At 73.4% G+C, this 23,987-nt stretch carries 20 protein-coding genes and 1 pseudogene; 10 read left to right on the forward strand and 11 right to left on the reverse strand.

All coding sequences use genetic code 11. The features are described 5' to 3' along the window. Positions 1 to 80: 80 nt before the first annotated feature. Positions 81 to 1,349 carry a hypothetical protein gene (locus GR130_RS35395; protein WP_159508488.1) on the reverse strand — a complete coding sequence of 423 codons (1,269 nt, stop codon included), beginning with the start codon at positions 1,347 to 1,349 and terminating at the stop codon, positions 81 to 83. A 399-nt stretch (positions 1,350 to 1,748) separates the two neighbouring features. Between GR130_RS35395 and GR130_RS35400 the strand changes: the two genes are divergently transcribed. Then, positions 1,749 to 2,330, forward strand: coding sequence for a hypothetical protein (locus GR130_RS35400; protein ID WP_201305087.1), 582 nt, complete (start codon positions 1,749 to 1,751; stop codon positions 2,328 to 2,330). 9 nt (positions 2,331 to 2,339) lie between these two features. Then, positions 2,340 to 3,098, forward strand: coding sequence for a bestrophin-like domain (locus tag GR130_RS35405; protein ID WP_159508489.1), 759 nt, complete (start codon positions 2,340 to 2,342; stop codon positions 3,096 to 3,098). 55 nt (positions 3,099 to 3,153) lie between these two features. Here the strand turns inward: GR130_RS35405 and GR130_RS35410 are convergent, their stop codons facing one another. From GR130_RS35410 to guaA, 4 genes and pseudogenes are all read right to left on the reverse strand, one after another. Next, on the reverse strand, positions 3,154 to 3,939 hold the full coding sequence (locus tag GR130_RS35410) for a class II aldolase/adducin family protein (protein ID WP_159508490.1): 786 nt from the start codon (positions 3,937 to 3,939) through the stop codon (positions 3,154 to 3,156). A gap of 104 nt (positions 3,940 to 4,043) precedes the next feature. Then, positions 4,044 to 4,279 (reverse strand): annotated as a pseudogene (locus tag GR130_RS35415) (2-hydroxy-3-oxopropionate reductase); the annotation flags it as partial. Positions 4,280 to 4,302: 23 nt separating this feature from the next. Then, positions 4,303 to 4,902 (reverse strand): Uma2 family endonuclease, encoded by a 600-nt coding sequence (locus tag GR130_RS35420; RefSeq protein ID WP_159508491.1) that lies wholly within the window; start codon positions 4,900 to 4,902, stop codon positions 4,303 to 4,305. Between the two features lie 120 nt (positions 4,903 to 5,022). Further along, entirely contained in the window at positions 5,023 to 6,609 is a 1,587-nt protein-coding gene (guaA, locus tag GR130_RS35425) for a glutamine-hydrolyzing GMP synthase (RefSeq protein ID WP_159508492.1), read from the reverse strand. A gap of 268 nt (positions 6,610 to 6,877) precedes the next feature. Between guaA and GR130_RS35430 the strand changes: the two genes are divergently transcribed. Further along, positions 6,878 to 7,186, forward strand: a complete 309-nt coding sequence (locus GR130_RS35430) for a chorismate mutase (RefSeq protein ID WP_159508493.1) — start codon at positions 6,878 to 6,880, stop codon at positions 7,184 to 7,186. A gap of 693 nt (positions 7,187 to 7,879) precedes the next feature. On the opposite strand, the gene GR130_RS35435 is transcribed toward GR130_RS35430, so the two are convergent. From GR130_RS35435 to GR130_RS35445, 3 genes are all read right to left on the reverse strand, one after another. Beyond that, complete coding sequence (locus GR130_RS35435) at positions 7,880 to 9,832, reverse strand: GMC family oxidoreductase (protein ID WP_159508494.1); 1,953 nt, start codon at positions 9,830 to 9,832, stop codon at positions 7,880 to 7,882. A 160-nt stretch (positions 9,833 to 9,992) separates the two neighbouring features. Continuing rightward, positions 9,993 to 11,747 (reverse strand): succinic semialdehyde dehydrogenase, encoded by a 1,755-nt coding sequence (locus GR130_RS35440; protein ID WP_159508495.1) that lies wholly within the window; start codon positions 11,745 to 11,747, stop codon positions 9,993 to 9,995. A 186-nt stretch (positions 11,748 to 11,933) separates the two neighbouring features. Beyond that, positions 11,934 to 13,880 (reverse strand): serine/threonine-protein kinase, encoded by a 1,947-nt coding sequence (locus tag GR130_RS35445; protein WP_159508496.1) that lies wholly within the window; start codon positions 13,878 to 13,880, stop codon positions 11,934 to 11,936. A gap of 381 nt (positions 13,881 to 14,261) precedes the next feature. On the opposite strand from GR130_RS35445, the gene GR130_RS35450 reads away from it, so the two are divergent. The 5 genes from GR130_RS35450 to GR130_RS35470 all read left to right on the forward strand — a co-directional run bounded on the left by GR130_RS35450 (position 14,262) and on the right by GR130_RS35470 (position 19,251). Continuing rightward, positions 14,262 to 15,278 (forward strand): hypothetical protein, encoded by a 1,017-nt coding sequence (locus GR130_RS35450; RefSeq protein ID WP_159508497.1) that lies wholly within the window; start codon positions 14,262 to 14,264, stop codon positions 15,276 to 15,278. Between the two features lie 61 nt (positions 15,279 to 15,339). Further along, on the forward strand, positions 15,340 to 16,557 hold the full coding sequence (locus GR130_RS35455; RefSeq protein ID WP_159508498.1) for a helix-turn-helix domain-containing protein: 1,218 nt from the start codon (positions 15,340 to 15,342) through the stop codon (positions 16,555 to 16,557). Positions 16,558 to 16,699: 142 nt separating this feature from the next. Next, the gene (locus GR130_RS35460; protein ID WP_159508499.1) at positions 16,700 to 17,032 is read left to right on the forward strand and encodes a hypothetical protein; all 333 of its coding nucleotides are present in this window, start codon (positions 16,700 to 16,702) and stop codon (positions 17,030 to 17,032) included. Between the two features lie 321 nt (positions 17,033 to 17,353). Next, a complete protein-coding gene (locus tag GR130_RS35465) occupies positions 17,354 to 18,016 on the forward strand; it encodes a response regulator (RefSeq protein ID WP_043265689.1) in 663 nt (220 codons plus the stop codon). Further along, on the forward strand, positions 18,010 to 19,251 hold the full coding sequence (locus GR130_RS35470) for a sensor histidine kinase (RefSeq protein ID WP_443043722.1): 1,242 nt from the start codon (positions 18,010 to 18,012) through the stop codon (positions 19,249 to 19,251). Before GR130_RS35465 ends, GR130_RS35470 begins: the two co-directional genes overlap by 7 nt. Positions 19,252 to 19,305: 54 nt before the next feature. Here the strand turns inward: GR130_RS35470 and GR130_RS35475 are convergent, their stop codons facing one another. Next, a complete protein-coding gene (locus tag GR130_RS35475) occupies positions 19,306 to 19,680 on the reverse strand; it encodes an STAS domain-containing protein (RefSeq protein ID WP_159508500.1) in 375 nt (124 codons plus the stop codon). A 629-nt stretch (positions 19,681 to 20,309) separates the two neighbouring features. Here GR130_RS35475 and GR130_RS35480 point away from each other — a divergent pair. Together GR130_RS35480 and GR130_RS35485 are read left to right on the forward strand one after the other, a co-directional pair. Then, positions 20,310 to 20,966 carry a sigma-70 family RNA polymerase sigma factor gene (locus tag GR130_RS35480; RefSeq protein WP_159508501.1) on the forward strand — a complete coding sequence of 219 codons (657 nt, stop codon included), beginning with the start codon at positions 20,310 to 20,312 and terminating at the stop codon, positions 20,964 to 20,966. Continuing rightward, complete coding sequence (locus tag GR130_RS35485) at positions 20,963 to 22,411, forward strand: zf-HC2 domain-containing protein (protein WP_201305088.1); 1,449 nt, start codon at positions 20,963 to 20,965, stop codon at positions 22,409 to 22,411. Before GR130_RS35480 ends, GR130_RS35485 begins: the two co-directional genes overlap by 4 nt. Before the next feature lie 92 nt (positions 22,412 to 22,503). Here the strand turns inward: GR130_RS35485 and purU are convergent, their stop codons facing one another. After that, positions 22,504 to 23,394: a formyltetrahydrofolate deformylase gene (gene purU, locus GR130_RS35490; protein WP_159508502.1), complete on the reverse strand. Its 891-nt coding sequence runs from the start codon at positions 23,392 to 23,394 to the stop codon at positions 22,504 to 22,506. A gap of 58 nt (positions 23,395 to 23,452) precedes the next feature. Continuing rightward, positions 23,453 to 23,911: an SCO4402 family protein gene (locus GR130_RS35495; RefSeq protein WP_201305089.1), complete on the reverse strand. Its 459-nt coding sequence runs from the start codon at positions 23,909 to 23,911 to the stop codon at positions 23,453 to 23,455. Positions 23,912 to 23,987: the final 76 nt, after the last annotated feature.

The raw sequence follows: 23,987 nt of genomic DNA on the forward strand, positions 1-23,987 counted from the left end.
CCCGCCATCTCGGCGTGGGGACGGTGGTTGCCCGTGGTGCCCGTCCTCAGCCGCTACGGCTTCCCGGTCCTGGACATCGATCAGTCCCGGACGTCGATACGGTAACCGGCCGTTTCCACACCGGCGGCGGTGATGACGCGGACCTCGACGGTGCCCGGCTCCACGTCCACCGGCACCGGCACGGTCAGCACCCCGTCGGTGGGGTTGGCGAAGCCGCCGGCCACGGGGACCAGCGGGACCGGTACGTGGACCGCGCCGATCCGTACGACGGTGCGGGCCAGCCGGTCGGGGGCGCCGGCGCCGGGCGGGACGAAGCCGGTGCCGCGGATCTCGATGTCGTCGCCGGTGCGGATCGGCGCGGCGAGATCGCCGACCTCCCGGGAGCGTACGACCGACAGGATGACCGGCCGGCCGCCGGCGACGCTCTTCCCGGCCAGGTAGGTCACGCCGGAGAGGACGGCCAGGATGACCAATCCCCAGGGGACGGAGGGAAGTTGACCGGGGTTTGTGGCCAGGCGTACCAGGGTGAGGGCGAGCAGGGACGCGTTCAGCAGCGCGTACTGCGCGTCGGTGAGGCTGCCGCGCCCCGCGTCGTCCGCCAGCAGGTCCGCGGCCCGCGGGCGCTCGGCGGGCACCTTCTGCACGCGTCCGGAGCGGATCCGCCCGGCGGTCAGGCCGTACGCCAGCACCGCCACCCCGCACCCGACGGCGAGCAGGGACAACAGCCCGCCGGACGAGTGGAGTTCGAGGCCGGAGAGGAGACGGCGCCGCTGGCGCGGGCCGGATGCCGCGGCGAGCTGGACGGCGAGCATCAGTACGGCGTAGAGCACCGCCAGCACCCACCCGGCGGCGACCGCGCGGGAGGTGGAGAACCGGCGGTCCTCGCCGATCACCGGCGCCAGCGCGCCGCCGTGCGCGCGGTGCCGCCAGGCCGCGACGGTCGCCCCGAGCGCGAGTACGACGGCCGCGGTGAGTCCGGCCGTCCGGGACGTCGTCCAGCCCGTCCCGATGGCGGTCAGCGCCTGCCCGAGCAGCAGGGCCACCACCGCGGCCCACACGGCCAGCAGGGTGCGCCCCTGGACGGCCGCGGGCCAGCCGGCCCCCTCGGCCGCGGCGCGCTCGGCCAACGCGCGGGCCGAAAGGGTCAGTTCGTCCGAGACCCACTGGCGGGCGGCGCCGGCGGAGTGCGCCAGTCCGGCCGGCACCCCGCGCCCGGCGGCGAAGTCCTCGCGGAGCGCGGCAAAGGCGGCGACCGCCTGCCGGTGCCCCTCACGGGCGCCGTGCGGGCACCGTCCGCACCGGCACACACCGCCGTCACCGGGCCGTCCGCCACCCCCCGGTCCGCCCATTCCGGCCACCCTGCTCGCCGAATCCACCGACACGTCCGTACCGCCCCGCCGCCGCTCGTCCCAACTTCTCTGCCTAGACGGCGAATTGTGCCTCAGATACGGGGTCCGACCCCTCATCGTCCAGGTGGCGGACGGTGCGGCCGGCGGCGGCGGGTTGACGTACAACGGCCCGTTCAGCGGCACACGGGGTGCGGTGCCCACCCGGACGCGCATTCCCGACGCTTCCCCCGTTCGGGCGAATCGGCGTCGCTCGAAGGCTGGCCGGGCCGAGAGCTGCGCAAGCTTCCCGCCGTGCGCGAGATACACGAATCTCACGAAACCGACGCGGTGAGTGGAGCCCGTACGCGTGCCGATCGCGGTCGGCGCGGCGGAGGGCCGGGGAGGAAGGGGGCGCTCCTGTTGGCGGGGGCCGTGCTCTCCGGTGTCGCCTCGGTCGCCGGTCTCACCGCGTTGCCGGCCCTCGGTGCGGCGCCCGCTGCCGCCGCCCGTCCGGGCCCGTTCCGTCAACCGCCGGGGGACAACTGCGCGTTCGCCGGGACCGCGCCGCCGGTCCGGCTGCCGACCGATCTCCCGGTGCCGCCCGGCTGGCACATCCCCTGCACCAAGCCGACGCCCCGACCCAGGCCCGCTCCGACGTTCACACCCGCACCGCCCCCGGCGCCGAGCCGTGCCCCGGCTCCCCGCCCGCGCCCGCTGCGCACTCCGGCGCCCGCCGGCACGCCGCGGCCGGCGCCGCCCACTCCGTACCGGCGCCCCGCCCCCGCGCCACCGCCGCCGGCCACCCCGACCCCGGCCCGGCAGCTGGCGGCCCCCGTCCCGGCCATGCCGCGCAGCTACTCGCCGGTGCGCCCCCAACCGCCCCACGGGCACTCCGTGGTGACCAGGACGCTGCTGGTCACCACCCCGGCGCTGCTGGCCGCCGCCGCCCTCCGTCCCCGTTCGCGCTCCGCGTCCCGTTCCGCCGGGCGCAGTTCCTCGTAGGAGGTCTCCATGTCGCAATGGCTGGTGCTGACCATCGCCATGGCCGCGGTCTGCGGCGTCGTCCTGACCATCACCGTCCTCAAGGAGCGCCGGGTCGGCAAGGACGACGACCCGAACGAAACACCCGATGTCATCGAGTACCTGACGATGATGGTGGGGGTGGTCTACGCGATCGTGCTGGGCCTCGCCATCGCCGGCGTCTGGGAGGCCAAGAGCTCCGCCGAGGACACCGTACGGACCGAGGCCCAGGCGCTGCACGAGGTCAGCGAGCGGGTGCGGGCCTGGCCGGCGCCCGTACGGGACCGGATCCGCACCGACGTCGACTCCTATGTCGGCGACGTCGTCCACAAGGAATGGCCGGTGATGGCCGACCGCGGCGAGCTGACGCAGCACAGCGCGGACCTGCTGGACAAGGTGCGGGCCGATGTCATCGACTACCACCCGCGCGACGACTACGAGCGGGAGTCCTACCAGCCCGTCGTCGACCAGGTCGGGGTGGCGAACGGGGCCCGCAGCGCCCGTGCCGACGCGGTCGAACCGACGCTCCCGGGTGTGGTGTGGTTCGGGCTGATCGCCGGGGGCGTGATCTCCATCGGCGTGATGTTCACGCTCCAGATCCGGCGCTCGGGGCGGGAGTTGCTGATGGCCGGCGTCTTCAGCGCGCTGATCGCCTTCCTGCTGTTCCTGGTGTGGGACTTCGACGCGCCCTTCAGCCGCGGTCTCGCCACCGCCGCCGACCCCTTCTTCGCGCTGTTCCCGCACGTCTGAGGCGCGGGGCGGCGCCTCGCCGGGCGCCGCCCTCCGGCTCCCAGGTCGACCGGGCCTAGCCGAACATGTCCGGCTCGCTGCGGGCGATCTGCTGGTACAGCGGCTGGTAGTTGATCCATGCGACCAGGTCGCCGCCCAGCTGCTCCCGTGTGCGGACGGCGTCGTGGTGGCTGATCAGTACCGGCTTTCCGGCCGCCTTCGCCGTCAGCTGCACCTGGCAGCACCGCTCCATCGTGAGGAACCACCAGGCCGCCGCGTCGACCGAGTCGCCCACCGTCAGCAGCCCGTGGTTGCGCAGGATCACGGCCTTGTGCGGGCCGAGCGCGGCGGCGATCCGGCGGCTCTCCTCCTCGTCCACGACGACGCCGCTGTAGGCGTCGTAGAGGGCGTGCGACTCGTAGAACGCGCAGACGTCCTGGCTGATCGGGTCCAGCGGTTCACCAAGGGCGGCGAGCGCCCGGCCGTACGTGGAGTGGCTGTGCGCGGCGGCCACGACGTCCGGGCGGGCCCGGTGGATCTGCGCGTGGATGGCGAACGCGGCCTGGTTGACGTGGTGGCGGCCCTCGACGACCTGCCCCTCGCTGTTGACCAGGATCAGATCGCTCAGCGTCAGGAGGGAGAACGACATCCCGAAGGGGTTGACCCAGAAGCAGTCGGTGAACTCCGGGTCGCGCGCGGTGATATGGCCCGTGACGCCCTCTTCGAACCCCAGGCGCCCGAAGAGGCGCAGCGCCGCCACCAGGCGCTCCTTGCGGTGTCTGCGCTCCTCCTCGACGCTCTCGTGCGTCGGCGGCATCGCGAACTGCAGCTGCTCGGTGGGTATCGGCGTCGGCTCGGGCATCGCGGTTCTCCTCCTGGCGCGTACGGCTCACAGCGCTCGGGCGGAAGCTACCCTCCGGTTCCTGCGGAGACCAGGGCCGGGGAGGACCGCGTAGGGCGGAGCGCTCAGTCCCCCTGGTCGTAGCCGCTCAGCAGCTGCACGCCGCGCAGCAGTGCCGAGTGGTCGAGGGCGCCGTCGCCGCGGGCCACCGCGGAGGCGATCGGCTGGGCCACGGCGGCGCCGACGGGGAGGGGGCGCCGATGGTGCGGGCGGCGGCGAGGTCGGCGCCCGGTTTCTCCAGGAGGACGACGGCCTCGGCACGTGCCCGGACGGCGGCGGCGACGATGAGCCGTTCCGTCGCCGGCTGCCGGGCGTCGACCGCGCTCAGCGGCGGTGGTTGATCGCGGTGAGGTCGACGTCGATGGGGAAGGGGACAGGAACCTTGATCCGGTTGTGGAAGATGCCGGCGGCCGAGTAGGAGTTGGTAGCGGGGTCCAGCTCGTAGACGTACACGACCGGCAGCCCCTCGTTCTCCTCCACTCGCCAGTAGTGCCGGATCCCGGCAGCCGCGTATTTGCGGGGCTTGACCTCGCGGTCCCGGTCCTCGGAGTCCTCGGACACCACTTCGATGGCCAGGACGACGTCTTCCGGCCTGTACCAGGTCTGGCCTGCTCCGCTGTTAGCCTCTGCCCGAAACACCAGAACATCAGGTTCCGGACGGTTCCTTTTGTTGAGCTTGACGGTCATCTCGCGGATGACATCCAAGTCGTCGGGCGCCTGCGCGAGAAGGGTGTTCTCCAACAGCCGCATGGTGCGGGCGTGAAACGCGGTCCGCGGACTCAGGAAGACGAGACTCCCGTCGATCAGCTCCGTGTGCGGAGGAAGGTCCGGAAGCCGGTCGAGGTCGTCCGCGGTCCAGCCGCCCGGGGGCGGGACGGGGTAGTTGTACCGCTCGTCCAGCTCGTACTCGGGTGCGGCGCTCATGATCGCTCCCATTGCCATGCGACGGAGTCTCGCCTGTGCAGCCAGCGTACCGAGCGGGAACGACAACGCCGCCACTCGAACGAGCGAGCGGCGGCGCATGTCATCGACGTCGGCGGGAACTCACTCCCACTCGATGGTGCCCGGGGGCTTGCTGGTGACGTCCAGGACGACGCGGTTCACGTCCGCGACCTCGTTGGTGATCCGGGTCGAGATCCGGGCCAGGACGTCGTACGGCATCCGGGTCCAGTCCGCGGTCATGGCGTCCTCGGAGGAGACCGGGCGCAGCACGATCGGGTGGCCGTACGTGCGGCCGTCGCCCTGGACGCCGACCGAGCGGACGTCGGCGAGCAGGACCACCGGGCACTGCCAGATCTCGCGGTCCAGGCCGGCCGCGGTCAGCTCCTCGCGGGCGATCGCGTCGGCCTCGCGCAGCAGGTCGAGGCGGTCCTTGGTGACCTCGCCGACGATGCGGATGCCCAGGCCGGGGCCGGGGAACGGCTGGCGCTGGACGATCTCGTCCGGCAGGCCCAGCTCGGTGCCGACCATCCGGACCTCGTCCTTGAAGAGCTGGCGCAGCGGCTCGACGAGCTCGAACTCGATGTCGTCGGGCAGCCCGCCGACGTTGTGGTGCGACTTGATGTTCGCGGTGCCGGTGCCGCCGCCGGACTCGACGATGTCCGGGTAGAGCGTGCCCTGGACCAGGAAGGCCACTTCCTCGCCCTCGGCGCCCGCCTCGGCGACCAGCTCGGCCTGCGCCTGCTCGAAGACGCGGATGAACTCCCGGCCGATGATCTTCCGCTTCTGCTCGGGTTCGCTGACCCCGGCCAGCGCGTTCAGGAAGCGCTCCTCGGCGTCGACGACCTTCAGCTGGACGCCGGTGGCGGCCACGAAGTCCTTCTCGACCTGCTCGGACTCGCCCTTGCGCATCAGGCCGTGGTCGACGTAGACGCAGGTCAGCTGGTCGCCGATGGCCCGCTGCACGAGAGCCGCGGCCACCGCGGAGTCGACGCCGCCGGACAGCCCGCAGATCGCGCGCTTGGTGCCGACCTGGGCGCGGATCGCGGCGATCTGCTCCTCGACCACGCTGTGGGTGGTCCAGCTCGGCTCGATGCCCGCGCCACGGTAGAGGAAGTGCTCCAGGACCTGCTGGCCGTGCGTGGAGTGCAGCACCTCGGGGTGGTACTGGACGCCGTAGAGCTTCTTCTCGTCGTTCTCGAAGGCGGCGACCGGGACGACGTCGGTGGACGCGGTGACCGTGAAGCCCTCGGGGGCGGCGGAGCAGGCGTCGCCGTGCGACATCCAGACGGACTGCTCGACCGGGGTGCCCTCGAAGAGGGTCGAGGAGGGCTTGGTGACGGCCAGCGGGGTGCGACCGTATTCACGGGCGCCGGTGTTGTCGACCGTGCCGCCGAGGGTGGTGGCCATGAGCTGGAAGCCGTAGCACATCCCGAAGACCGGGACGCCGGCGTCGAAGAGCGAGCGGTCCAGGCTGGGGGCGGCTTCGGCGTACACCGACGAGGGACCGCCGGAAAGGATGATCGCCTTCGGGTTCTTGGCGAGCATCTCGGCCACCGGCATGGTGGACGGCACGATCTCGCTGTAGACCCGGGCCTCGCGGACCCGACGGGCGATGAGCTGGGCGTACTGTGCGCCGAAGTCGACTACGAGGACGACGTCCGGGGCAGCGGCAGGGGGCGCTGATGGCACTTCGGCGGCCTTCCGGCGGTGTGGAGCAGGGGTTGGACTTTCAATTCTAACGGGCTCATACTGAGGGCCATGTCCCAGCAGCTGACCTTCGCTTTTACCTATGGCACCGGCCCGTCCGGCTGCCATGGTCGTGCTGCTTGATCGACTGACAAGCGACTTCCCCAGGCGCCCCGGGCCGCAAGGTCCGGGGCGCCTGTCCGTGTCCGGGACCGTTTACCGGCCCGCAGCTCCCGGGGGCTCTCGAACCCCGACCTCAGGAGACACGGAAATGAGCAGCGAGACCACGAACGCCACCGCCCCGGCCGCCACCGGCACCGGCGCGCACACCCCGGAACCGGTCGGCGTGATCACCGACGCGCGCCGGCGGATCGACGATCTCGACGGGCGGATCATCGGGCTCGTACAGGAACGGATGGCCGTCTCGGCGCTCGTCCAGCGCGAGCGGCTCGCCTCCGGCGGGCGCCGGGTGAGCCTCTCCCGCGAGATGGAGATCCTGGCCCACTACCGCGATCAGCTCGGCAAGCCGGGCACCGCGCTGGCGATGACTCTGCTGGAGCTCTCCCGCGGCCGGATCTGATCGGCAACGCCGGTCGGGCGTGGCCGGATTCGACCGGTGCGCGGGGGTGCGGGAGGCGTCCGGGAAGCGGGCCGCGGCGCGTGCCGTGCGGGTGTGCGCCCGGCGCAGCTGCCGCATCTGAGTTCGGTTGCCGACTCACCCGTACGGCGCGTGACCGGCCGCCGAGAGGGGTCGTTGTTCCCGGTGCCACGCCAGCCAGGCGCGGCCTGCAGGACTACGCGTAGACGCCGCCCCACGGGCGGAAAGACCGGAGCGATGAGACGCCGGCCGCTGGCAGCGGTCCGTGTCGTGGGACCTCGTTCCGGTGCCGTGGCCGGTCAGCAGGGGACAGCAGCCCGGTCACACCGATGGGGTGGTCGGTCCTGGGGACGCCCGGGACCGACCGCATCCGGTCGAAACGGTTGCGCCGGGTGAGGCGCATCCAGGACGATGCTTGACGAACCGCTTACCGCGTCCGGTGCGGACCTTTGCCTCGCCTGCCATTGGTCCGACCAGTTCGCGCCGGGAACACCTCGCACCATCCCGCATCACCCCGCACCACCCACAAGCCAGCGGCGCTACCCCCCCCAGCGCCGCCCGTCGGTGCCGGCGCTGCCCTGACGCCGGCACCGAAAGCCAAGGGCCCCGTGGCCGTCCGCATCCCCCCCTCGCGGATGGATCCCGGGGCCCTTCGCTATGGGCCCGCTGTGCGGGCTACTTCTTGGGCGGCACCGGCGGTACGGACAGGAACGGCAGTCTGAGGGCGCCGAACGCCTTCTCGGGGACGGCGGGGCGGACCGGCGCGACCGGGGCCAGGCGTGCGTAGGGGCGGCCGGGGGCCGGGCGGCGGTCCGGTTCACCCTTGTTGGGCCAGAGGGACATGGCGCGTTCGGCCTGTGCGGTGATGGTCAGCGACGGGTTGACGCCGAGGTTGGCGGAGACCGCGGCGCCGTCGACGACCGAGATGCCCGGGTGCCCGTAGAGGCGGTGGTACGGGTCGATGACGCCGTGGTCGGCGTCCGCGCCGATGGGGCAGCCGCCGAGGAAGTGGGCGGTGAGCGGAGTGCCCATCAGCTCACCGACGTTGCTGCCCGCGAAGCCGTTGATCTCCTGGGCGAGCAGGGTGGCGGCCTCGGTGGCCTCGGGGATCTGGTTGGGGTTCGGGGCGCCGTGGCCCTGGCGGGCGGTGAGCAGGCCCTTTCCGATGCCGCTCGGCTTGCGGTAGGTCGTCAGGGAGTTGTCCAGGGACTGCATCACCAGGCCGATGATGGTCCGCTCGGACCAGCGGCGGTTGGAGAGCGAGCGGAGGGCCAGCAGCGGGTGACGGGCCATGTTGCCGAGCCACCCGAGGACGCGGCCGGCGGGCCGGTAGGGGACCTGGAGGATCGTCAGGCTGCCCATGGAGTTGGAGCCCTTGCCGTACCGGACCGGCTCGATGTGGGTGTTCTCGTCGGGGTGGATCGACGAGGTGATCGCCACACCCCTGGTGAAGTCGACCCGGTCCGCGCCGTGTTGCCTGCGGTAGCGGCGGTCGTCGGTCTGGGCGCCCACCAGGGCCTCGGAGTTGGTGCGGGTCAGCGCGCCGAGACGGCCAGAGAGGTACGGCAGCAGACCGCAGTCCTTCATCCGGTGCAGCAGCGTCTGTGTGCCGTATGTCCCGGCCGCCATGACCACCCGGCGGGCGGTGAACGTACGCCCGCCCGTCTCCCGGCCACCGCCCCTCATCGAGGGGCTTCGCCCCGCCCCTCCTCGTCGGCCCTTCTTCTTGTTGTCGGTCGGCAGGGTGCGGACCGCGAAGCCGCCGCGGGAGTCCTCGGTCACCGCGACGACCGAGGTCATCGGGTGGATGACGGCCCCGGCCCGCTCGGCGAGGTGGAGGTAGTTCTCGTTGAGGGTGTTCTTCGCGCCGTGCCGGCAGCCGGTCATGCACTCGCCGCACTCCGTGCACGCCCTGCGGGAGGGGCCGGCGCCGCCGAAGTACGGGTCGGGGACCTCGCCGCCGGGCGGCACCTGCACCGCCCCGTCCCCACCGGTCTCTTCCGCCTCTTCCCCGCCGGTCTCTTCCCCGTCACAGGCGTCCTTGCCGTCCCCGAAGAACACCCCGACCGGCGCCATGTGGAAGGAGTCGCCGACGCCCATGGCCCGGGCGGTCTCCTTCAGGTGGACGTCGGACGGGGTCATCGTCGGGTTGAGCCGTACGCCGAGCATCCGCCGGGCCTGGTCGTAGTACGGCTTCAGCTCCGCCTGCCAGTCGGTGATGTCCTTCCACTGGGGGTCGTCGAAGAACGGTTTGGGCGGTACGTAAAGGGTGTTGGCGTAGTTCAGCGAGCCGCCGCCGACCCCGGCGCCCGCCAGCACCATGACGTTGCCGAGGAGATGGATGCGCTGGATGCCGTAGAGGCCGAGGGCCGGCGCCCACAGGTAGTTCCTGAGGTCCCAGGAGTTCTTCGGCAGCGTCTCGCGGGTGAAGCGCCGGCCGGCTTCGAGGACGCCGACGCGGTAGCCCTTCTCGGTCAGGCGGAGCGCGGAGACGGAGCCGCCGAAGCCGGAGCCTATGACGAGGACGTCGTAGTCGTAGCCGGCGTCCTCGTGGGCATCGCCCCTGTGGGCGGCCTCGGCGGACTCCCCGTCCGGGGTGTGGTGTTGAGCAGCGTTCTCCTGTGGCACCGGAACCTCCGTATCCGTATTCGGGGCTCCGCCCCGGACCCCGCTCCTCAATCGCCGGAGGGGCTGAACTTTCGCCCCCGCCCCGGACCCCGCTCCCCAATCGCCGGAGAGGCTGGAATTTCCCGCCTGAGGGGCTGGTGACGAGCGCTGATCGTCCGCGTCAGCGCAACCGGAACGCCTTCATCGCGCGCAGGCTGCGGGTCATGAACTGCGCGTACTTCTCGTCGTCCATCCCGAAGGCCGGCGCCAGCGGCATCAGTCGCTGCTGGGCGACGGTCTGCGCCTCGGTGTACTTGAGGATGCCCTCGGAGCCGTGCCGGCGGCCCAGCCCCGAGTCGCCCATGCCGCCCATCGGGGACTGCACGCTGCCGTAGCCCGCGGCGTACGACTCGTTGACGTTGACCGTGCCGGTGCGGAGCCGGGCCGCGACCGCACGCCCGCGCCGGCCGTCCTTGGTCCAGACGCTGGAATTCAGGCCGTACGGCGTGGCGTTGGCGAGCGCGACCGCCTCGTCCTCGTCACGGAAGCGGTAGATGGAGACGACCGGGCCGAAGGTCTCCTCGGTGCAGACGGCCATCGGCGCCCCGACGCCGTCCAGGATGGTCGGCTCGTAGAAGAGCGGGCCGATGTCGGGGCGGGGCCGGCCGCCGGCGACCAGCCGGGCGCCCTTGGCGACGGCCTCGTCGACATGGCGGGTGACGGTCTCCAGCTGGCGCTCGCCGACCAGCGAGCCCATGTCGGCGCCGTACGCGAGGGCGTTGCCCAGCCGCATCGACTTCGTGCGGGCGGCGAACCGCTCGACGAAGGCGTCGGCGATCGACTCGTGGACGTAGAGCCGCTCGATGGAGATGCACAGCTGGCCCGCGGAGGAGAAGCAGCCGCGGACGGCGCCGGCGGCGGCCTTCTCCACATCGGCGTCGTGCAGCACCAACATGGCGTTCTTGCCGCCGAGTTCGAGGGAGACGCCGACCAGGCGGGCGGCGGCGCCCTGGGCGACCTCCCGGCCCGTCCGGGTCGAGCCGGTGAACGAGACGTAGTCGGCGTGCGCGACGACCGCGGGGCCGACGACCGGGCCCTCGCCGATCACCACCTGCCAGACGTCCTCCGGGAGCCCGGCCTCGATGAGCTGCTCACGGGCCCACAGGGCGGTCAGCGCGGTCTCCGTGTCGGGCTTCATGACGACGGCGTTGCCCGCGACGAAGGCCGGCAGGGCGTCGCCGACGGTCAGCTCGAAGGGGTAGTTCCAGGGGGCTATCTGCCCGACGACGCCGCGCGGCTGGCGGAGTTCGGTGACTTTGGTGAGGGTCGGCACGACACCGGTGTGGCCCTTGGGGCGGAGGTAGGCGGGGGCCTTGCGGCCGTAGTGGCGGGCGGCGACGGCGACCGCCTGCACCTCCTCATGGGCGTGCAGCCGCGCCTTGCCGGTCTCCAGCTGGATCAGGTCGAGCACCTCGGCCTGGCGGCGCAGGACCAGGTCGTGGAAGCGCAGCAGGACCGCGGCGCGCTGCCTGACCGGGACCTTCGCCCAGCGCTCCTGGGCGGCGCGGGCCCGCTCGAAGGCGCGGGCGACGTCCTCGGGGGTGGACTCGGGCAGGTCGGCCAGCTTCTCGCCGGTGAACGGGGCGTGGTTCGCGGTCTGCCCGCTGCCCACCACGTCGCGGGTGAGCCGGGCGGCCACCTCCGGGGTGACCACGTCGGCCGCCGTACGGGTGCCGGGTGCGGCGACCGCGACCGGGTTGCCTCCGGCGGGCGCGGCGGGGGCCTCGGGGGCGGTCTCCCGCGGAGCCTCGGGGGCGGTTTCCTGCGCGGCCTCGGCGGAGGTCTCCTGCGGGGCCTCGCCGGTGGCGGCGGGGGCGCCTCCCGTGCGAGCAGAGTCGGGAAGGGGGGACGATCCGGCGTCCTGCGAGTCCGTCATGCGGGCGAGCGTATGCCTCCGGGGACACTTTGTGTACCCGGCAGTAACAGGTTTTCACGGCGCACACACAATCGCGCCAGTGTTCGCTGGCCGCAATGGTGCTGGGCTGGTGGGATACGGCGCGGGCGCCCCGCCGACCCGCTTCCCTGCGCACCCGGGCCGCCCGGCCGCTCACCGACCGACCGCTCACCGGCCGGTCAGCCGGAACGTGGCGACCGCGGCGTCGAAGTGCCGCTTGGCCTCGATGCGCGAGGCGATCGGCGAGGAGATCCAGACGTCCATCATCTTGCCGTCCTCGTTCCAGCTGAGGTCGTACGTATAGCGCGCGCCGGCGTCCTGGGCGCTGCCGTCCCAGGCGAACTCCCAGAGCCCGGCCCGGAAGCCGTTGTGGGTGGTCTCGGTGACCCGGCCGTCGCGGTAACCGGGGTAGTCGGCGGGGCCCTTGGCGTCCGCGGTGCGCATCGCGCCGAGCGGCCCCTCCGGCACCGTCTTCTGGAGCTGGACGCCGATCCGGAAGCGCTTGCCCTCGGAGCAGTAGTAGACGCGCGAGTTCTCGTAGGAGCGGGTGAAGCCCACCGGGACGGCCAGCGCGAAGCCGTCCGGGTCCTCGATCATCCGGTAGCCCGCCGGGACGGTGTCGCCGTCCCCCGAGGAAGGCACGGTGGTGCCCGTGACCGGGGGGCCGGACTGCGAGGCGGTGGCCGCCGGGCCCGTGGCCCCCTTCCGGCCGGTCGCCTGCGCGGAGCCGCCGGGCTGCGGGCCGGTGACGGTCCCGCCGCCGCTCCCGGTCCCGTTCGCCACGAGGGCGATGACGCCCGCGGTGACACCGGCGACGACGACCACGGCGCCCGCGATCAGCAGCGCGAGCCGGGTGCGGCCGGTGTGCGGGCGGGCGGCGGCGGCCAGCGCCCGGTCGTCGAGGACCGCCGGGATGGGCACACCGGGGGTCCGGCGGGCGGGAGCGCGGGCGGGCGGCCGGTCGGGGGCCGCGCCCCCGGGTCGGGCGCCGGCCGGGGGCGCCGCGTCGTCCGGGCCGGGCAGCACCGGCGTGCTGCCGGGCCGGAAGGGGTCCTCCCCCACGGGGTGGAACGGGTCCTCGCTGGGCGGGTGCTCGCTGGGGCGGCCGCCGCCGGGTCCGTCGTGGAACGGGTCGCGCGGCGCTCCGGGCTCCGGTGGCGGGCCGGCCCCGGCCGCAGCCGCCGCGGCCGGCCCCGCGGCCCCCTCCCCGGCGGGCCCGCCGCCCCGCCCCGCGCCGTGCCCGAACCCCCGGTGCCCGCCCGTGCCGCCGCGCTCCGGCGCCCGCCCCGTGCGGAGGTAGCCGCGCAGCAGCCGCTCCGTCTCGGCGACGTCCAGCCGGCGCCGCGGATCGCGCTCCAGGAGGCCGCCGACCACCGCGCGCAACGGCCGCGCCTCCTCCGGGAGTTCGATCTCGTCGTCCACGACGGCGTGCAGCACACCTGCCATCGAGTCCCGGTGGAACGGCGTCACCCCGCTCAGTACGGCGCACAGCAGCACCCCGAGCGACCAGAGGTCGGCCTCCGGGCCCGCGCCGCGGCCGGAAATCCGCTCGGGCGCGGTGTATTCGGGCGAGCCGACGAAGCCGTTGACGTCGGTCAGCGTGGTCACGCCGGGGACCTGGGCGACCCCGAAGTCGGTCAGCACGACCCGCGCGGTGCCGTTCTCCAGGAGGACGTTCGCCGGCTTGATGTCGCGGTGCAGCACGCCCCGGGTGTGCGCGGCGCGCAGCGCGCCCAGCAGCGCGATCCCGATCCGGGCCGCCTCGCGGGGCGCCAGCGGTCCGCCGCCGGCCAGCCGGTCGGCCAGGGACGGGCCCTCCACCAGCTCCATCACGATCCACGGCCGGCCGTCCTGCTCGACCACGTCGTGCACCACGATCACGTTCGGGTGCTTGACCTGGGCGACCGTACGCGCCTCCCGCATCGCCCGGTCCCGCTGCGCCCGCGCCTCGGGCTCTGCCGCGCCCTCGTCCAAGTGAAGTTCTTTGACCGCCACTTGACGGCCCAGCAGTTCGTCCGCGGCGCGCCAGACCGTCCCCATGCCTCCGCGGCCCAGCCGTATGCCCAGGCGGTACCGTCCACCGATCAGCCGGCCTTCGCCCCCGAAGATCCCCATGGCCTTATCTTGCCGCACGGAGCCGGGGCGGGCGGGGCCGGGCGGAAGCCGGCGTCCCCCGAACGGCCCCCGGGTTACCCCGGGTTCACCGCAAGGCCGCCCTGACCTGCGCCCGCCGTGATCCGCTGCCGCCATCCGGCAGGCCGCGCGCCACGGCCCGCCGCGGCAATCGCAACCCGGCAGCGGCGGCGGCCCGCCGCACGCGGTGCACGGACGCGGCAGCCCGACCCGCCCCCGCCCTTACCCGACCGCCTCCGATACGCCATGATCAACTCACGACACACGGGGTGGAACCTCCCCCGCCCCTCCGCCCGTCCTTGACAAAGTGAGGCGGCGGACACCGCGGCACGGCAACAGGCAGCACGGGAACGGGGATCGGCCATGGCGATGCAGGACGGCGCAGCGCTGGACGTCCGTCCGGGCCCCGACCCGGCCCGCGCCGCGCCGGAACACCACGGTGCCTACCACACCACCGCCCTCTTCCTGTCCCTTTACGCGACCGCCCTGATCGGCTGGACCGTCTACGGCATCATCCAAGGGGACGGCACCGTCCGGGACTTCGTCGAGGGCCTCTTCAACCCCGGCGCCTCCCCCGCCTCCCAACTGGTCGGCCCCTGGGAATGGGCGTTCACCGCCGCCCTCCTCGCGACCGCCGGCCTCGCGCTCACGCACCGCCGCCTGGCCCGCACCGCCGCCCTCCTGTGCGGCTTCCTCCTCCTCGCCCTCTCCGTACGCGAGGGCGTCGGTCTCTTCGACGCCGCCTACCGCGACCGGTACGGCATCGACCCGCTGGGCGGCTGGGCGCTGGCGACCCGGGCGCTGGGCCTGGTGGTCGCGGTGACCGTACTGGCCGCCATGTTCCCCGCGACGGAGCAGTGGCGGTCCGGCCGCGGGGCCACGCCGCCCTCCAGGGGGCGCCCCCGCCGCCTCTCGCGCATCTGCGGCGTCCTCTTCCTCCTCATGGGCCTGGCCCGCCTCGCCCTGACCGTGCGCACTCTGACGACCCCCGGCATGGACGCCGCCCGCTACCTTCGCGGCGTCGTCGACGGCTCCGTCCTCGGCACCCTCAACGTGGCCGCGTCCAGCGAATTCACCACCGCGGGCTCGGTGGTCGTCCTCCTCGTCCTCGGCGTGCTGGCCCTCCGCGCCCGCCGCGACATCCGCGGCGCGCTCCTCGTCTTCGCCGCGATGGAGCTCTACCTCACCGTCCGCACGGTCGTCTGGCTGACCGTGACGGACTTCTTCAACCAGTCCTTCGAAACCCCCGAGGGCGCCCTCTCCATGGCCACGACCGCCTACGCCCTGGCCGCCATGACCTCGGTCGTCGTCCTGGCCACGGGGCGGGGGTTCGGCGCCCCGGAGACGTACGGCGAGGCCGCCTCTCCCACCACCGAGTGACTCGTTCCCCCACGCCGCGCAGGCGTAGCGTGGACGGTACGTCCGTCTCGCGGGGGTGGCCATGGAGTTGTTCCACGAGGAACCCGGCATCGGGGACCGCATCGCCCGCTTGCGCTTACGGCGCAAGCTGACGCAGGAAGGGCTTGCCGAGCGGGCCGGGTTGTCCGTCGACGTCGTGCGCAAGCTCGAACAGGGCGTACGGCAGACGGCTCGGCTGAGCACGCTCAACGCGCTGGCCAAGGCCCTGGACGTGGAGCCCTCCGCGCTCGTCGGCAAGCCCGCCACGTTCGAGGTGCGCGGCGAGGGGGACCAGCCGTCCGTCCTGGCGTTGCGTCAGGCCGTCTCCCCGGTGTCCGAGCTGCTGGGCGAGGAACCGGACCCCGAGGACCCGCCGGGCATCGCGGCGTTGCAGGATGCGCTGCGGTCGACGGAACGCATCCGCCGGGAGGGGCGGATGGCGGAAATCGGCGCACTGCTACCGCAGTTGATCAAGGATGCCAAGGCGGTGGCGCACGCCGCCACGGGAAGCGAGGCGGCTGCGGCGCAGTCGGTACTGGCCGAGGCGTATCAGGTCGCCGCGACGACCCTGGCGGCGCTGGGCAAGGAAGACGCCGCGTTCACGGCCCTCGAACGGGCGATGGCGGCAGCGGCCAAAGGAGACGACCCGCATTTGGAGACCGTCGGCTTCTCCAGCCTCGCCTGGGTCCTGACGAAGCAGGGACGGCTGGCCGACGCCGAGCGCGTCGCGCTGAAGGCGGCGGAGCGCATCGAGCCGGGCTTTCGCTCCCCGCCGGTCGAGTTGGCGCTGTGGGGAATCCTGCTGCTCCGCGCGGCCACCGCGGCCGTCCGCCGGGAACGACGGGACACCGTGCACGAGCTGCTCGCCATGGCCACCGCGGCAGCGGCCAGGATCACCGTGGACCGTCTCGACTACGCGACACCGTTCGGCCCGACCAACGCAGGCGTGGCCAAGGTCAACTTCCTGGTGGAGATGGAGGAGAGCGCCGCGGCCCTGCGCGCCGCACGCACGGTACCCGAGCTGCACACGCTGCCTCCGACGTGGCGCGCACGGTTCCATGTCGACCGCGCCCTGGCCTACGCGGACCTGGACAAGGACGACGCCGCGGTCGCGGCACTGCTGACCGCGGAGCGCACGGCACCGGAGTGGATGCGCTACCACTCCACGAGCCTCCGCCTCGTGGCCGACCTCCGCGGCCGGGAACGGCGCCGCGCCTCCCCCCTCACGGAACTCGCCGACCGGCTCGACCTGCACGCGTAGCGCGTGGGTCGGTTCGGCTCCGGGGCTCAGCCAGGACATGGCGTCCTAGTGCTGGCGCGAAGTGGCACCGGGCGTCACTGTTCGCACCGGTCGTTGCCGCCTAGCGTTGCCGGCCTGTCGAGTACGCAGATGGAGGCCGCCCATGCCCACACCGTGCACCCCCCGCCTGCTCCCCTGGAGCGGGCCCGACGGCCGGCCCTGCTATCTGCTCACCGACCGCGCGGGCGGCGGTTTCGTCTCCCGCCGTGCCGACGAGGTCGAGGCACTGCAACTGCGGATGGGGGCCGGGCTGCTGGAGCACGCGCGGGCGGTGATCGACGATCCGGCGGCCGACGCGCGGCAGCTGCGGTTCCTGTCGGCGCAGCTCAGCACGGCGCTGCACGACGCCGTACGCGTCGCGGAGAGCCGAGGGGATCGGCTGGCGGACGCCGAGGACGAGGACGGCGCCGGAGACGGCGGCCACCGGGCCTCCTGAGCCTCCGCGGCCGTGCGGGAGAGGTCCCCCTCCGGGCCGCCCCCGCACGCCGGGAACGGCCGCCGCGTGTGGGGGCCGCGGCGGCCGTCGATGTGAGCTGCAACGCGTCCTGGGCTTGTGGCCTCTTCAGTGGTGCAGCATGAGAACCACTCTGCCCGCGGGTGCTCCCCGCGGCATCCTCCACAGGTCGCGGGATCACCCCCGCCGGTCGGCGGGGGTGCGGGGCCGTCGCGAGGGGGACCCGTCGGCAGGGGGACGGAGTCGCGCAGCGCCGGGCGGTTCCGGGGGCTCGGATGGGTGCGGAGGAGAAAGGGGCGGCCGGTGATCCGTGTCGCTGTGGTGGATGACGAGCGGCTCGTCAGGTCCGGACTGCGGATGATCCTGGGGACCGCCCCGGACATCGAGATGGTCGCGGACTGCGGCGGGGCGGAGGCCGTGGAGACGGTGCTGCGCTGCGGCGCGGAAGTGGTCCTGCTCGACATCCGGATGCCGGACGTGGACGGGCTGACCGTGCTGCGCCGGCTGCGCGCCGCCCCGGAGCCGCCCGCGGTGGCGATGCTGACGACCTTCGACGCGCAGGAGTACCTGACGGCGGCGCTGCGCGAGGGCGCGGCCGGCTTCCTGCTGAAGGACTCGGACCCGGAGCAACTGGTGCGGGCGGTGCGGACGCTGGCGGCGGGCGGGAGCGTGCTGGACCCGGGGGTGACCCGGGCGGTGATCGGCGGCTATCTGACGGCCGAGGACCAGGCCGCGGCGGCCCGTGCGGTCAGCGGGCTGACGCCGCGGGAGTCGCAGGTGCTGGCGCTGCTCGGTGAGGGGCTGGGCAACGCGCAGATCGCGGACCGGATGGGGCTGGCGCCGAGCACCGTCAAGGACCATGTGCGCGCGCTGCTGGGCAAATTGGGCGGGATCAACCGCATCCAGGCGGCCATCGTCGCCGACCGCGCGGGGCTGGTGGCGGGGGATCCGCGGGGGGCGTGGTGAGTTCCGGGGACGGTGCGTCCCGGATACGCGGCGGGCGGGGCCTGCGGGACCGCGTGCGGGCGCTCGCCCTCGGCCGGGTGGCCCGGTGGCTGCTCCGGATCGGCCCGGTCGTCGTGCCGGTGCTGCTCTCGATCGCCGACGCACTGCTGGTCAACGGGCTGGGGATGGCCCTGGAACTGGGCGTCTCGGTGGCCGCCGCGGCGGCGCTGCTGCTGCGCCGGCGCTGGCCGCTGCCGGTGTTCCTGGTCACCCTGCCGGGCCTGTACATCGGCTACATCTGGTTCGCGCCGATGATCGCCCTCTACACCCTCGCCGTGCGCCGGCCCGGCCGCGTCCGGCTCGTCGGCTGCGCGCTGCTGCTGATCGCCGCGCACTTCCTCCCGTACCCGATCTCCGACTTCGACCCGACCGCGTACCGCGAGAACACCCAGGTCCTGATCGACGCGACGGTCTCCTCCGCCGCGCCCATCGCGCTCGGCCTGCTCGTCCGCACGCGCCGCGAACTGGCCTCCCATATAGAGGAGTTGACCCGCAGCATGCGCCGCGAGGACCGGCTGCTGGCGGAGCGGGTGAAGGCCACCGAACGCGCCCGGCTCGCCCGCGAGATGCACGACGTGGTGGCCCATCAGGTCAGCCTGATCAGCCTCCAGGCGGGCGCCGTGCAGGTCAGCACGGCGGACGAGGCGGCCCGTACGGGCGCGCGGACCATCCGCGAGCTGTCGATCCGGACGCTGGAGGAGCTGCGGCACATGGTCGGCGTCCTGCGGGCGGCCGGCGGCGACGCGCAGGAGGCGCGCGAGCTGGCGCCGCAGCCGGACCTGGACGAGCTGCCGCGGCTGATCGAGATGAGCGCGCTGGACGTCACGTACGAGGGCGGTGCCATGGCGGGGGCGGGCCGGCCCAGCGGCGCGGGGACGGTGGAGCGGGCCGCGTACCGCACCGTCCAGGAGGCGCTGACCAATGTCCGCAAGCACGCGCCCGGGGCCCGGGTGCGGGTCCGGATCGACGCGGTGGAGCCGCCGGACGCGGCGGAGGGGGCGGAGGCGGGGCTGCTGGTGGAGATCCGCAACGGGCCGCCGGACGCCACCGCGACGGCGCCCGCGCTGCCCGGCGGCGGCCACGGCCTGGTGGGGCTGCGGGAGCGCGCGCAGAGCCTGGGCGGGACGCTGGAGGCGCGCCCCACGTCCGACGGCGGCTTCGTCGTACGGGCACAACTCCCGTACGGGAGAGGGTGACGGTGAAGGCGAAGGGGGCCGCGGGGCCTTTCGGGGCCGCGGTGCGGGCGGCCTTCAGGCGGACAGCGGTGCCGCGGTCTCGTCCACCGCGGTGCGCAGGTCGGGGTAGACCTCGAAGAGCCGGCGGACGCCGAGCGCGGCGAGGACGCGGTTGACGTGGGAGCCGTCGACGGCCCCCTGCGCGGGCAGGATCAGCCGCAGCCGCCCCTGACAGGAGCGCATCAGGCGGCGGGCGGCGATCAGCACGCCGACACCGCTGGAATCACAGAACCGGACCTCGGAGAGATCGAGCACGAGGGACCGCCGGCCGTCGGCCACCGCGTCGTGCACATGCTGGCGCACCGCAGGCGACGTGACCAGGTCCATCTCGCCGGAGACCTGGAGTACGGCCCAGGGGCCCTTCTCGTCCTCTGCCACCTTCAACGACACGCGCTCGAAGCCTTTCGCTCGCTTTCGGACCGGATGCGCCCCCGTTGCACGCGGAACCCACCCTTCCCCGGCTCGACTGCCCGGCCTCTCTCCCCCGAAACTCTTCCGGATCCTCGGCGCGGCGGGCCGTTCCCCCATAAGGCTATGCCCACGGGGCGACGGGTTTTCGCCCGCGACCGGTCACACGCGCATAACACATGGGTTGAAACGCGCACAAACAGTCCGCATCATTCCGTTTCAACCGGCTTCCATCGGATCCTCTCCCGGTTCGGTCGCGTGCGATCGGGAATCACCACCACACCGTCATCACGCCATTACCATCCGCATCGCCCTTGCGGGCGGGCTTTGCCGCAAAGACGCATGCGGTGTCGGACCCGCGCACTACATTCGGTGTCACGATGCGGTGTCACGGCGTGCGCACGCACCGTATCCGGCGGACGGACGGGATCCGGTGGCCGCCGGACGGACCGACGGGGTCCGGTGCCCCGCCGGTCCGGGTGAGGCACCGTGGATCGTGCGCGGAGGGACCCTGGCGGGTACGAGAGTGAGCGGGAGTGACGCAACAGGTCACGGTGAGAGGCGGCGGCCGAGGTGTGAGCCCGGCCGCGACGGGCAGGGATGGGGGTCCCATGGGACACGACGCACCACCGCGCTGGGACAGGCGGATGCAGCAGCGGCTGGCCCGCGGCGAGGCAGCCGCGCTCGGTGAGCTCTACGACCGCTTCGCCTCGCTCGTGCACAGCCTCGCCTACCGCGTCCTGGACGACGGGGACGCCGCCGACCGCATCACCCGCGAGGTGTTCGGCTACATCTGGGAGCACCCGGACGCGTACGACCCCAAGCAGGGCTCGCTGCGCTCCTGGGTGGCCGGGGTCACCCGCCAGCAGGCCGTCCAGCGGCTGCGCCAGACGGAGGCCGCCTCGGCGCGCGACTGCGGCGAGGACGCCCCGGCGCCCGCCGAGATAGAGCGGAAGATCCACGAGGCCTCCACCGCCGCCCGCGCCGACTACATCGTCACGTCCATGCCCGCCCCGCTCCGGGACGCCCTGGAACTCGCGTACTTCCAGCGCCGGGACTACCGCCAGACCGCCGCCGACCTGGGCGTCACGGAGGACGAGGCGCGGCGCCGGCTCCGCCTGGGCCTCCAGTTGCTGTCCACCGCGCACAACCACCAGGCCCTGCCCGCGGTCCCGCTCGGCCGCACCGCCTCCCGGGGGGCGCATCCCGCCCGCCCCTCGCACGCCCCGTACTCACCGCCCGGTCCGGGCCCTGGGCGGTCGCTGTGAGGGGCCCGGACGAGTGGGACGACCGGGAGCACCCCGAAGGGCACGGTGAACGGCCGCGGATACCGTCACCGCGGCCCGCCGCGGAGGACCGCGGCCCGCTGCCGGACACCCCGCCGGGCCCGCCCGCGTCGTTCGCCGAGATGCTCGGCGACGCCATCACGGGCCTGCCGCACGGCCTGCCGGAGCCCCGCCCCGCCCAGGAGCCCGGTGCCGCCCCGGGGCCCGACCCCGACCCGCCCCACGACGTCGATCCGGAGTACGAGAGCGATGACGACCCCGTGACCGACGACGCCCGGGACCCGCACCACCACCCGCCCCTCCCCGCTCCGGGCGGCACCCCGCCGCACAGGGTGCTCAAGTCCCTGCTCGGCGCCTGGGCGCTGGCCGCCTGCTCGCCGGAGGAGACGGCCGCGGTCGAGGAGCATCTGACCGACTGCGCCGCCTGCGCGGAGGAGGCGCTGCGGCTGCGCGACGCGGTGGGGCTGTTGCACCCCGCGGACAGCCTCGATCTCGATCCGCTGCTGCGCTCGCGGGTGCTGGAGGGCTGCCTGGGCCGCCGCCCGGCGCGCATTCCGGTACCGGACTGGGCGACGCCGTACGACGCGGAGACCGCCAAACTGGACGCGCTGCTGCGGGACATGGGCGAGTCGGAGTGGCGGGCGCCGGTGCGGCTGCGCTGGTTCGACGGTGAGCGGCCGGTCGAGCGCGAGACCACGGTCGGCGGGGTCATCGGGCATCTGATGGCGGTGGACGGGCTGGTCGCGACGGCCCTCGGGCTGCCCGATCCGCTGGGTGCCGCGGCCCCGCCGGACACCCCGAGCCCGCGGCGCCGCACCGAGGCGTACTGGCGCAGCGCGGGCGAGGAGACGGGCCCGCTCGGCGTCCACGATCCGTGGCGCGAGCAGAGCCAGGCGCTGACGAGAACGGTCTCCTTCGCCGGCGGCGGCGCCGCCGAACTGAACGTGCCCTACGGCAGGTTCAGCCTCGCCCTGCGCGACTCCTTCCTGGACCGCGCCTTCGAGTGCTGGGTGCACGCCGGCGACATCGCGGAGGCGGTGGACTACCCGTACGAGCCGCCGGCCGCCGGGCATCTGCACCTGCTGGTGGACCTCGCGGCACGGCTGCTGCCGGTCACGCTGGCCGACCGCCGGCGGGCCGGGCTCGCGGCGCCGGCGCAGGGGCTGGTGGCGGCCGGCGCCCCGGGCCGTACGCTCCATCTGGAGGTCGAGGGCAACGGCGGCGGCCACTGGTACATAGCCCTGGACTCCCCGGCGGCGCTCGGTTCGCCGGAGTGCACCGTCGCCCATATCGCCCTGGACAGCGACGAGTTCTGCCAGCTGGCCGCCGGGCACATCTCCCCCGAGGAGACCGCGGTGGGACAGCACGGCGAGCGCGAGGCGATCCGCGACGTGCTGTTCGCGACGGCGGCGCTGTCCCGCCTCTGATCGGCCGGCCGCGGTCCGCACGTGGCGCGGCCCGTCCCCTGGCCGGGTGTTCCCGGGCCTGGGGACGGGCCGCGCCGTCGCGAGGGGGTGCGTCAGGCGAAGACGACCGTGCGGCTTCCGTTGAGCAGCACGCGCCGCTCGCTGTGCCACTTCACGGCGCGCGCCAGCGCCTGGCACTCGACGTCCCGGCCGATCGCCACGAGCTGGTCCGGCGTGACCTCGTGGCCGACGCGCTCGACCTCCTGCTCGATGATCGGGCCCTCGTCGAGGTCCGCGGTGACGTAGTGCGCGGTGGCCCCGATGAGCTTGACCCCGCGGGCGTGCGCCTGGTGGTAGGGGCGGGCGCCCTTGAAGCTCGGGAGGAAGGAGTGGTGGATGTTGATGATGCGGCCGGACAGGGCCTTGCAGAGGTCGTCGGAGAGGACCTGCATGTAGCGGGCGAGCACGACCAGCTCGACGCCCTCCTTCCGCACCAGCTCCAGGAGCTGTGCCTCGGCCGCCGGCTTGGTGTCGCGGGTGACCGGGATGTGGTGGAAGGGGACGTCGTACGAGCCGACCAGCTCGGCGAAGTCGGTGTGGTTGGAGACCACGGCCGCGATCTCGACCGGCAGCGCGCCGATCCGGGAGCGGAACAGCAGGTCGTTCAGGCAGTGCCCGAACTTGGACACCATCAGGACGACCCGCATCTTCTCGTCGGCCCGGTGGATCTGCCAGTCCATCGCGAAGGAGTCGCCGACCGCCGCGAAGCTGGCCCGCAGCTTCTCGACGGTGATCGGCGCCTCCGCGCTGAAGTGGACCCGCATGAAGAACAGCCCGGTGTCCCGGTCGCCGAACTGCTGGCTGTCCTCGATGTTGCAGCCGGTGATGAAGAGATAGCTGGACACGGCGTGCACGATCCCCTGCTTGTCCGGGCAGGACAGGGTGAGGACGTACTGGTCGTTTCGATCGTGCTGACCGGGCTGGGTGGGCTGCGACTCGCTCATGACCTCATAGGGTCGCATATCCGCGGGCCGGGCCGGACCGGGGCGTCCTGGGCACCGGTCACGCCGGGCCCTGCAGAGCGCCGGTCATGACGGCCAGCGCTTCGAGGGAGTGCGGGACGGTGTCCGGATTCTCGCCGTCCGCCACCGCCAGGTGCACATGCGCCTCGCGGGCGGCCCGTACGGCGTCGGGCCAGCCGGGGTGCTCCATGTACGCGGTGACCGGGGCGTCGGCCCCCACCTGGTGCATGATCCGCAGCACCCGCAGCACGGCGGCGTCGACCAGCTGCGCCTCCTGGGCGTCGCGGAAGATCGTGCCGACGTACTTGTCGGCGGACCAGTTGTCCAGCCAGGTGTCCTCGACGAGCCGGTAGACGGCGTCGGTGACGTCTCCGTACCCGGGCCGACCGGGCAGCCAGGTCTGCTGCTGGAAGACGGGGTCGGAGAGCATGTGCAGCGCGGAGCGCACATTGCTGCGCCAGCGCCACCACGGCATGTCAGTGAGTGGCATACCGCCCATGGTGGTCGAGCGGCGCCCGCGACGGGAAGACTTCTCCGAACCTTGCACAGCATTCGATCGTACGTTCCGCCCCGAT

The sequence above is a fragment of the Streptomyces sp. GS7 genome (genome assembly GCF_009834125.1).
GTDB lineage: Bacteria > Actinomycetota > Actinomycetes > Streptomycetales > Streptomycetaceae > Streptomyces.